At 51.7% G+C, this 6,545-nt stretch carries 6 protein-coding genes; 1 reads left to right on the top strand and 5 read right to left on the bottom strand.

The genetic code is table 11. From position 1 onward, the window contains the following. Nucleotides 1-64: 64 nt before the first annotated feature. The 5 genes from fadK to FDW87_RS14500 form a co-directional block, all read right to left on the bottom strand. Nucleotides 65-1,711: a medium-chain fatty-acid--CoA ligase gene (fadK, locus tag FDW87_RS14520; RefSeq protein WP_137379880.1), complete on the bottom strand. Its 1,647-nt coding sequence runs from the start codon at nt 1,709-1,711 to the stop codon at nt 65-67. An 82-nt stretch (nt 1,712-1,793) separates the two neighbouring features. Continuing rightward, the gene (locus tag FDW87_RS14515) at nt 1,794-2,087 is read right to left on the bottom strand and encodes a ferredoxin (RefSeq protein WP_016152887.1); all 294 of its coding nucleotides are present in this window, start codon (nt 2,085-2,087) and stop codon (nt 1,794-1,796) included. Next, nucleotides 2,084-3,373, bottom strand: a complete 1,290-nt coding sequence (locus tag FDW87_RS14510) for an FAD-dependent oxidoreductase (RefSeq protein WP_016156351.1) — start codon at nt 3,371-3,373, stop codon at nt 2,084-2,086. Before FDW87_RS14510 ends, FDW87_RS14515 begins: the two co-directional genes overlap by 4 nt. A 53-nt stretch (nt 3,374-3,426) precedes the next feature. Next, nucleotides 3,427-4,362: an electron transfer flavoprotein subunit alpha gene (locus FDW87_RS14505; protein ID WP_016156352.1), complete on the bottom strand. Its 936-nt coding sequence runs from the start codon at nt 4,360-4,362 to the stop codon at nt 3,427-3,429. A gap of 21 nt (nt 4,363-4,383) precedes the next feature. Further along, entirely contained in the window at nt 4,384-5,148 is a 765-nt protein-coding gene (locus FDW87_RS14500) for an electron transfer flavoprotein (RefSeq protein WP_016156353.1), read from the bottom strand. A 505-nt stretch (nt 5,149-5,653) separates the two neighbouring features. Here FDW87_RS14500 and FDW87_RS14495 point away from each other — a divergent pair. After that, complete coding sequence (locus FDW87_RS14495; RefSeq protein WP_016156354.1) at nt 5,654-6,544, top strand: AraC family transcriptional regulator; 891 nt, start codon at nt 5,654-5,656, stop codon at nt 6,542-6,544. Nucleotide 6,545: the final 1 nt, after the last annotated feature.

Genomic DNA, 6,545 nt, shown 5'->3' with positions numbered 1-6,545 from the left:
CCCGGCCTACGGTTAGTATGCAACGTAGGCCGGATTAGAGGTGTTAGCATCGCCATCCGGTACTTTACCCTTCAACGCTTTCCACACTCTCCACGCTTAAACGCTGAATGATATCCTGACGCAGCAGGTATTTTTGTACCTTGCCTGACGCCGTGCGCGGTAACGTTTCGACAATGACGATGTGTTCCGGATATTTATACTTTGCCACCCGTTTGCGGCTAAAAAAGGCCACCACTGATTCCAGCGACAGCGAATGATGCGGCGGTTTCAGCACCACATAAGCGCACGACCGTTCACCTAACCGATCGTCTGGCATCGCGACAACGCAGGCATCATGAATGCGCGGATGCTGCAATAAAATATCCTCCACTTCGCGGCTGCTGATGTTTTCCCCACCGCGCACAATAATATCTTTTTTACGCCCGGTAATTTTGATGTATCCCGCTTCGTCCATGCGGCATAAGTCGCCACTGTAATACCAGCCATCTTTGTCCAGCGCGCGGGCGGTCAGTTCAGGCTCATCGAGGTAGCCCATAAAAACATTGGGGCCACGCGAGGCCTCTTCACCTTCGCACCCTGCAGGCAACGTATTGCGCGCTTCATCGACGACTTTAATTTCCACGCCTGCGGCGGCATATCCATCGGTGTTCATCATGCGTGAAAGTGAATCGTCGAGATTGACCAGCGCATGCGGCGAGCTCTCCGTCGAACCATAGATGCTTAACAATTTAATGCCGCGCTGTTGGCAGTCACGGGCAATCTTTTGCGGAATAGTGGTGCCACCGCATAAGAAAAAACGTAGTGATGTGAGATCACAGGGCCGTTTTTCCAGACTACACAACATGTCGTAGACGAAGGGGGTTGCACCGAGCACGCAGGTACAGCGTTGTTGCTCGAGCAGTTCCAGACAGGCGGTTGGGGTGAATATATCCAACAAAACGCTGCGTGCGCCGATTAAAAACGGCGCGGTAACGCCATGCAAAAAACCGGTAGCGTGTCCCAGTGGGGCGGGCATCAAAAACACATCCTGCCAGGTGAGATTGAGACGGGCACAGTAGGCGCGTTCGCTGGCAAGGATATTGTTGTGGGTTAACATTACGCCTTTCGGCATTCCCTCGGTCCCGGAGGTAAACAGCACGGCAGCCAGTTCATCGGCGTGAACGTTAATAACCTGGGTTAATGGCGGAGCCTGAAGCAGTTGGCTGAATGCCAGCGAGGCGGTGGCCGGTGCCAGTTTATCTACGGCGACAATCTGTTGCAGATGCGGCAACTGGTTTTGCAAGGGGAGGATCAGATCGACCGGTCGGGTCTGTTTAAACAACGTCGGTGCGAAAAAAATCTTCGCTTTGCATTTGTTCAGTACCCACACCAGTTCCGCTTCGCGCCAGGCAGGCAGCAGTGGTACGGAAACGGCCCCGGTTTTCAGGCAGGCCAGGTAGATAATGGTGAACTCGCACCAGCCAGGCAACTGAAAGGCAATGCGATCGCCGGGTTGGATCCCGCAGGCTACAAACCAGGTTGCCAGACTGCTGGCAGCATCGTCGAGTGCAGCGTAGGTATATGAAGCGCCATGATTATCAACCACGGCGATTTTATCCGGCATGGCTCTGGCGGTTTGGTGCCAGTAATCGCCAAGCGAAGCATCTCCCCATAAACCCAGTTGTCGCCAGGCCTGGCGACGTTCGGCGTTAAACGTAAGTGTGATACTCATGAAGTTATTCCCAGGATTATTTCGGCATACATCTGACCGGATGGCCGGCGCGGCCAATCCGGCGTACAACATGCAAAATCCATTAGCCGTAGCGGAAATCAACGCCAAATGTTCCGAGCGGGTATTCCCATTGTGTGAGGATCGTGTCACCGCACAGCACCCGGCAGGTGCCGCACTCCAGGCAGCCTGCGGAATCAAAATGAATATTTCCACTCTCATCCTGTTTATACAGTCCGGCGGGGCAGGCTTTCAGCAACTTGCGAAATTCATTAAGGTCGGGATGTTCAGCCAGAATGATATGTGGGTGGCCTTCATCAACATTAAATTTATTGACGCCCAGTTTGACGTCGACGTTAACGTTAGTGTCCTGATTCATAGTGCGGTGGCCCCCTTGATGCCGTCTTTCAGTAAGTTCATCAGCCCAATTTGCCTGGCATGGGACATGATCATCTTGCGAACGGGCTGATTTGGGCTTCCGTCGACGGTAAACATATCGTTCATGATATCGGCCACCATGCGGGGATACTGGGTGAACAGGCGCGGGTTTTCCATCAGCGCCGGGATCTTGCGAAAATGCTGCAAATCACGCATCACACAGCCCTGTTCGAGGGCGCGTTTGTAATCCATCAGGCTACTGGCCGAGTAATCCTGGCGCTCTTTTGCTGCAATGGCTGTTTGGGCGGCGGCTTCTGCGGAAGCTATCGCCAAATCCATGCCGCGCACGGTATAACCCAGATTCAGACAGAAACCAGCGGCATCGCCGACGATCATTACCCCGTCATCAACCAGTTTCGGAACCATTGCCAGACCGCCTTCCGGTACCATATGTGCGGAATACTCCAGCAGTTCACCGCCGGCAATCAGCGGACGAATAGTCGGGTGTCGCTTAAAGTCCTCCAGCATTTGCGGAATGCTTTTCGTGGCATGGGCAATATCCCCCAGACCACACACCAGGCCCAGAGAGATGGAATCCTGGTTGGTATACAGAAATCCGCCTCCCATCAGTCCATCAGACGGTGAGCCTGCGAACAGCCAGGCTGCACCTTCGTTGCCTGACAAATTGAACCGATCCGCAATCACCGCTGACGGTAAGCCGATCAGCTCTTTTACGCCAACGGCATAGTGCTGTGCAGAAGAGGGGGGAACCATCCCCAGCGACCGTCCCAGCATAGAATTAACGCCATCGGCAAGGATGACAATATTGGCTTCAAGGATATCGTCCCCGGCTTGCACACCGGTGACCTTATTGCCTTCGCGAATTAGCGCGTCGACGCGCACGCCGGGGATGAACTGCACGCCAGCCTGTTCCGCTTTTTCCATTAGCCATGGGTCAAGCCGGTTGCGCAAAACGGTATAAGAGTCCTGCGCTGGCGCGTTGTCTTTTTCACGATGGAAGTCGAGGGTAACGGCGCTCTCTTCGGTCAGGAAGGAGATTTTTTCGCGGGTGACTTTACGTTCGAGAGGCGCTTCCTGCGCGAATCCGGGCATGATGCGCTCAAGGCTATGCGCGTAGAGTCTCCCGCCGGTCATATTTTTACTGCCCGCACTGTTGCCGCGCTCAATGACCAGTACGTCCAGTCCGGCCCGGGCCATAACGTAACCTGTCATTGTACCCGCTACACCAGCACCGACCACAATGGCATCAAATTTTTCATCTGACATGCTTTATGCTCCTTTCCCGCCGCGAGGGCAGCGGGAGATGTGCGTTAACGGGATTAGCGGCTGAGATGGTCGATAAGGGCCGGAACCACTTTGTAGATGTCGCCCACCAGACCGTAATCGGCGTAATTGAAAATAGGGGCTTTTTTATCTTTGTTGATGGCGACAATGACTTTCGCGCCGTTACCGCCGACCATATGCTGAATTTGTCCTGAGATGCCCAGCGTGAGATACAGGTCTGATTTCAATAACACGCCAGAAACGCCAATGTAGCGTTCGCGTTCCATCCAGTTTTCGCCTTCGGCAATCGGTCGTGAACAACCCACTTCAGCACCCAGCACCGATGCCAGTTGGCGCACCATTTCCAGATCGTTTTGCGCCACCAGACCGCGACCCACACCCACCACGCGCTTAGCTTTGCTGAGATCCACACTGCTCACGGATTTGGCGCGACGCTCCAGGCACATCACTTCATGGTACGGCGCGATGTACGTTGCTGAGACAACCGGGCAGTTGTGCAAGGCGTTTTCCGCGACCGGTTCAAGCTGGCCTGGGGCAAGCGTGATAATCGCCAGCGTACTTTTGATTTTTTCTTTGCCAAATGCCAGACCACCATACATCCGGTGTTCGGCGAACAAAATGCCTGCATCCAGCGTTACCGATGTGGCGTCGTTCACCATCGCTGCGTTGAGCTGAATGCTTAAGCGTGCGCCAAGGGATTTGGCTCGTTTAGTCGCGGACATCAGCAGCAGCCCGGCGTGTTCCTGCATCAGGGCGGCGATGGTCTCAGCGTAATTTTCAACACGCTGTAAACCGGAGGTTGCGTCGAGCACGACTATCTTATCGGCGCCCAGGGCTTGCAACTGATTGGCCTGGTCGCTGCCTTGTACGATAAGGTGTACCTGCTCACCCCACAGGCGAGCGCCGGCCATTAATTCTGCATAGCGTTCTACGTTATCGCTGAACACCCAGACGTTGGCTAATTTACTCATGATGATTTCTCTCCGTTGGGCTTAGTTCAGGGCTTTTTTCAGGTGTTCAGCCAGTTCGGCAATGGCTTCTGCTGAGTCATTTTCCAGAATGATGTGCTGACGTTCGGTTTGCGGCGGCACGGTAAGACTCACCAGCTCCGCTAACGGTGAAGCAGGTATCCAACCAATATCGCTGGCTTGCCACGGGGTGACCGGTTTTTTACCCGCGCCCAGAATCGCCTTCATCGAGGGAATACGCGGTGTGTTGATATCCGACGTCACGCACAGTACGGCGGGGAGCGGCAGATCAATTACTTCGACTTCATCTTCAAGTGTGCGCTCAACCACAAGGCGATCGCCGTTACGTTGGATGCTGCTGACGGCATTAATCACCGGGAGCTGTAATAGTTCGCCAACCAGTAAGCCGACCTGCTGCGCGTAGATATCCCCCGATCCTTCACCGAACAGCATCAGGTCGAAATCCATATTGTTGGCCGCACAGGCCAGCGCCTGAGCGGTATCCCGGGGTAATGAATGCTCCAGTTGTGCATCCTGCACCATATACAAACTGTCCGGCCCGCGGGACAGCACGTCTTTACGCACTTTGGAGTTTTGTAGTAGCGACCCGCCCACCGTTAAGGCGATGATTTCATCACCCTCCGCGCTAAGCTGCGCTGCGGCCTCTATCGCATTTAAGTCAAACTGGCTGATTTTGGCATCGGCCCGGTCAAAGTTAAGCGAGCGCTGTGGGGTAACAACAATGTCCTGTTCTTCAGGCACCAACTTAAAGCAGGTTATTATTTTCATGGCATCTCCAGTGATTCTCGTGTGGATAATGACGTGGTGCGTCATTATCGACAGTAGGGAAAATTGACTGAAAATAGTGTGCGACAGAGGGAGGGCTGTTTTCGACGGGGAAATCTGTTTTCATTGCCAACAATCTTGCAAAAAAAACGTCCCGGGAATGCCTGGTTTATCAGCAATAATCAGACGGTGCGTCCCAGAGGAAAAAACGGGAACACAAAGACAGTGAAAATAATTGCGAAATGCATCATGTTTTTAATCGCCTTTGCGCTGAATTTGTTTCTTATATGTAAATTATTAATACAGACTTAATAACATTTATTCTTTTTGATTATTATAAAACGCAAATAATCAATGGCAGCAATGTACCAAAGCAAAAGGTGTCATCTTGCAGACGGCGCAAATAATTTTGTTTCGCCGGGAAGGAATAACGTTGTATAACGTCATTATCGTTTTTATTTTCTGATATTAATAATCCCAAAATTGCTGCCTTTAGGTGGAGGTTGTCATGTATCAACGCTGCTTTGATAATGCCGTGGAGACCCTTTTTGAACAGGGGAAAACCCCGAGATTCTCGCGATTCGTCATCAGTGATGACCCTAACTGGGAGTCGGGTCATCACGTTCACGATAATGAAACAGAGCTTATTTATGTCAAAAAAGGGGTCGCAAGATTAATTATCGATTCGTCGCTGTATGTCGCGCATGCCGGGGATATCGTGGTGATAGAGCAAGGGCGACTCCATGCGGTTGCTTCGGATAGTAGCGCGCCTGCAACGACTTACACCTGCGCGCTCTACGGTTTTCGTTTCAACGGCTGGCAGGATAATCAGCTATTGCAGATGCACTCGTGTCCGGTGATTAGCGTTACTCAGGGGAAGGAGGTTATTAAGAGTATCTTTAATGAGTTGGGGGTTATGCTCCCCCAGAGCAAAAATAACCTGACATCTTCAGCCTACGACGCTTTTGCTTATGCTCTAACCGTTTTATTTTACGAAAACTTTAAAAATGCCTATCGTTCTGAGCAAGGTTATATTAAAAAAGATGTCTTAATTAAAGATGTGCTGGTTTATTTAAATAATAACTTCCGCGAAAAAATTACTCTCGATCAGTTATCCAAAAAATTCCGGGCCAGCGTGAGTTATATCTGCCATGAATTTACTAAGGAGTATCGAATTTCGCCGATCAATTATGTGATTCAGCGACGAATGACCGAGGCGAAATTTGCCCTGACGAATACGGAAGCTTCGTTAGCGGAAATCTCCTGGCGGGTAGGGTATGAAAATGTCGATCACTTTGCCAAACTCTTTCAGCGGCATGTGGGTTGTACCCCCAGTGATTATCGCAAGCAGTTTAAAAATAATCTGGTTGAGCAGGAATGCTTGATCCCAGAGGTCTGAT

Origin of the sequence: Citrobacter sp. wls826 (genome assembly GCF_005281245.1) — a bacterium.
Classification (GTDB): domain Bacteria; phylum Pseudomonadota; class Gammaproteobacteria; order Enterobacterales; family Enterobacteriaceae; genus Citrobacter; species Citrobacter braakii.
Note: the sequence above shows the minus strand (reverse complement) of the source record. Positions and strands in the feature narration are given on the sequence as shown.